The 3,815-nt window shown below is 41.7% G+C and carries 2 protein-coding genes; one reads left to right on the top strand and one right to left on the bottom strand.

All coding sequences use genetic code 11. The features are described from left to right. Nucleotides 1–153 precede the first annotated feature (153 nt). Nucleotides 154–2,220 (top strand): beta-prism lectin domain-containing protein, encoded by a 2,067-nt coding sequence (locus tag VOR_RS0110325; RefSeq protein WP_010319633.1) that lies wholly within the window; start codon nt 154–156, stop codon nt 2,218–2,220. Nucleotides 2,221–2,334: 114 nt separating this feature from the next. Here the strand turns inward: VOR_RS0110325 and VOR_RS0110330 are convergent, their stop codons facing one another. After that, nucleotides 2,335–3,624, bottom strand: a complete 1,290-nt coding sequence (locus VOR_RS0110330) for an NAD(P)/FAD-dependent oxidoreductase (protein ID WP_010319634.1) — start codon at nt 3,622–3,624, stop codon at nt 2,335–2,337. Between the last annotated feature and the right edge of the window lie 191 nt (nt 3,625–3,815).

Genomic DNA, 3,815 nt, shown 5'->3' on the forward strand with positions numbered 1-3,815 from the left:
TTTATGATGCGCTTACGATAATCGCTCCTAACTTGTGTTGTGCAATATTCAATCCAAATTTCTGCAAAATTTCCGTAAAACATGACACTAGTTAACAACATCAATTTAAATCCGAATTTACATAAACATACATACTGAGAGAGATGTTAACTGATGACTTCTAAATTTTCGTTATGCGCGGTAGGGCTACTGTCAATAAGCAGTCTTGCTGTCAGCAGTATTGCAACCGCATCAAACCCTAATGAGATAAACACCCAATTAAAATGGTCTTGGCAAGGCAGTTCATTTAAACCTGAGTCTAACCAAGTTATGGTGGCTCCTGTTATTGCGCAGCTAAATGATGATAATGGCGATGGCAAAATCGACGAGAATGATATTGCTGATATCATTGTTGTGACGTTTGAAAATAACAAATATACGCAAGGTGGGCTAGTTAGGGCATTAAGTGGTATTGATGGCTCTGAGCTTTGGTCATATGATAATGGTGGCATTATAGCCGATGCTCGCTATTCTCCTGCAGTTGCAGACCTTGATGGCAATGGTATTGTTGATATTGTTACGACTAGTGCATCAAGCCCTTACATTACTATCCTAGATAATAAAGGGAATATTAAAAAGCAAATTTTAAAGCATGTCTCAGGTGGGCGGTCTATCGGTACAATCTCGATCTCCGATTTAAACAATGACGGATCAATTGAGATCATTTCTGCCGATGGTGTTTATAATTACGATACTGGGTTGCAATTTAGTTTAGAATGGGCTCCATCATCAATCAGTTTTGATGCCGATGGCGATGGTATCCAAGAAGTATTTTCAAACGGCGCTCTTTATAAAAGCGATGGCTCATTTACTTGGCAATATCAAGCGAATGATACGGTTTGGTTTTCTTCCGTTGCCAACCTAGATAGTGACAATAAACCAGAAATTGTGGTATCAGTTCCAGCCACTAAAGCAACAACACAAAACAGCGTATTTGCAGTTTTAGAGCATGACGGCTCTGTAAAGTGGGAGGTTAATAACCTTGAAAACCCAGGCGGCGGTGTACAAGCTATTTCAAACTTCCTTGGTAAGGCAACAACCTCTACCAACGAAGTAGCTAAGTCCTCTGTTTATGGATATACCCATCTACATCACAGCCACCCAGTGAAAATAGCAGATGACAACCAACTTAAAATCCGCTCAGGAGATCTGATTGACGCTATTGGATCAACAACCAGTAATATGGTGGGTGGTCAAGGCGGTTCACTGCATACTATTGATGCAAGCAAAGTCCGCTCTATCGATGTAACCTACGGCAAATATAAAACGTGGTGGACATATGGCGTACTCGAGATGGAATTCACTCTCAATAATGGTTCGAAAATAACGTTAGGTTCAAAAGACTCAGCCTTTAAATACCCAGCGTTAGAGTGGCGAAACAAAGAAGTTTCATACCTTGGATTGGAATGGAGAACAAAACAAGTTTCTTACTGGTTCTTTGGCTGGCATACCAAAACAGTTCCTTACCTAGCGTGGGTTTGGAAAACTAAAACAATTCCTTATGCTGTTCCTGTCATGAAGAGCAAAGCAACGACTGAACGATACACAGTCCCAAGCAATACCCAGCTGGTAGGCTTAAATGTGTGGAGTAAACCAAAACCTATCTTTACCTTCAAAAAACATGTGAATGCTGTACAGTTTATTGTGGGTGAAAAAATCAACAACAACGTACAGAATATGGGCATCGTATACGCTGGTTACTATGCTGTTGACATGTACAATGCACAAGGTAACAAAGTCTGGTCTGTGGCAAATGATGACTCGAATAGTGGCAAGGTCGGTGTCTCAGCTTATGACTTCAATGGTGATGGCATTGATGAAGTTATCACACAGGACTTCCTAAGAGTTCGAATCCTTGATGGACGTACTGGTACTGTATTAGCAACGATTGCTAACTCATCGAACACCTTGTGGGAATACCCTGTTGTAGCTGATCTCGAAGGCAACAACAATGCATCGCTTATTGTGGTCGCAAATGATTATGCAAAAGAAAGCGCAATCAACCACGGTGTCTATGTTTATGAATCAGCCGATGCTCATAAACCATGGAGAAATGCAACGAGAATTTGGAACCAACATTCATTCCATTTCTCAAACATTAACCAAGATGGCTCAGTACCAACCAATGCTCAGCCTAGTTGGTTAACACATAACACCTATCGCTCAAGTACCATTAAATAACTTGAATTTGATATAACATCCACCACCGCCCAAGGCGGTGGTTTAGGGATTATAACAAAAAGCCTCGCCTTTTAACAAAGGCGAGGCTTTTTTATGGCCAGTACGCGGGGAAGATTAGTGAAGCTTTAGGTTTGGACGCAACACACGATTAATACGGCCAACTAACATCATCAACCCTGTTTTGAACATGCCGTGCAACGCCATTTGGTGCATGCGATACAAAGAAATGTACACTACGCGCGCAATACGACCTTCAACCATCATCGAGCCTTTGGTTAAATTACCCATTAGGCTACCAACGGTAGAAAAACGACTTAATGAAACCAACGAACCGTGATCTTTATAAATATACGGTTTGAGTTCACGCCCATTAAGCTTAGCGACAATATTCTTAAACGCTTGACTTGCCATTTGGTGCGCTGCTTGTGCACGAGGTGGCACAAAAGAACCATCGGCTTGCGTACATTGCGCTAAATCACCGATCACAAAAATATCGTCATCTCTTGTGGTTTGTAAGGTGTTTCTAACCACTAACTGATTAATGCGGTTTGTTTCCAAGCCAGCAATCTCTTTCATGAAATCCGGAGCTTTAATGCCAGCAGCCCACACCATAATATGAGCAGGAATCTTTTCGCCATCTTTAGTTGTTAGGCCATCCTTATCCGCTCGCGTGACCATAGTCGCAGTACGAACGTTGACACCTAATTTCGTTAATTCGCTGTGCGCAGCACTAGAAATACGAGGTGGAAGAGCGGGCAGAATCCGCTCACCCGCTTCCACAAGGTTAACATTCAGTTTGCTTGAATCAAGATCGCCAAAACCATAAGTCCGCAGCTCTTTTACTGCATTATGTAGCTCTGCAGATAATTCAACACCCGTTGCACCTGCGCCAACAATCGCAATATCAACTGTACCGTTACCATTTTTCGCATGCAGTTTTAGAAACTCATTGTTCATTTCAGTACGAAAACGATTTGCCTGTTCAGGGCTATCCAAGAAGATACAATGCTCACGAACTCCTGGGGTATTAAAATCATTAGATGTTGAGCCAATGGCCAGAACAAGAATGTCATATTCCAATTCACGGCTTGGCATTAACAGTTCACCGTGCTCATCTTGCAATTCACTAAGAACAATCACTTTGCGTTCACGATCGATATCTGCAAGGCTACCCATTTGGAAATCAAAACGATGATTTTTTGCGTGAGCGCGATAGCTTAGCGCATCAACACCTTCATCTAATGAACCCGTTGCCACTTCATGCAATAACGGTTTCCATAAGTGGCTTGCTTTACGATCTACTAACGTAATTGCTGCGCGATTTTTACGGCCAAGAGTGCGACCAAGCTTAGTCGCGAGCTCTAAACCACCCGCGCCACCACCGACTACGATAATTCGTGTCACAACAATAATCCTCAAAAAAGAAATAAACATGATTCAGTGTGAAATCTCACACTGAAGGAATTCTCAGCAATGCGCTTGCTTCAGATAAAGCTTGTTCAGTAAATAGAGCTATCTTCGCAACACGTTTCATTAGGATAAATGCATATAACTACACACAAATTAGGCAAATTTAAGATTTGCTCTCAATTTTT

It is taken from the genome of Vibrio ordalii ATCC 33509, assembly GCA_000257205.1.
GTDB lineage: Bacteria > Pseudomonadota > Gammaproteobacteria > Enterobacterales > Vibrionaceae > Vibrio > Vibrio ordalii.

What these genes read in the sequence shown, in the direction of transcription:
- VOR_RS0110325 (WP_010319633.1), top strand. Translation starts at nt 154, where the DNA reads ATGACTTCTAAATTTTCGTTATGCGCGGTAGGGCTACTGTCAATAAGC.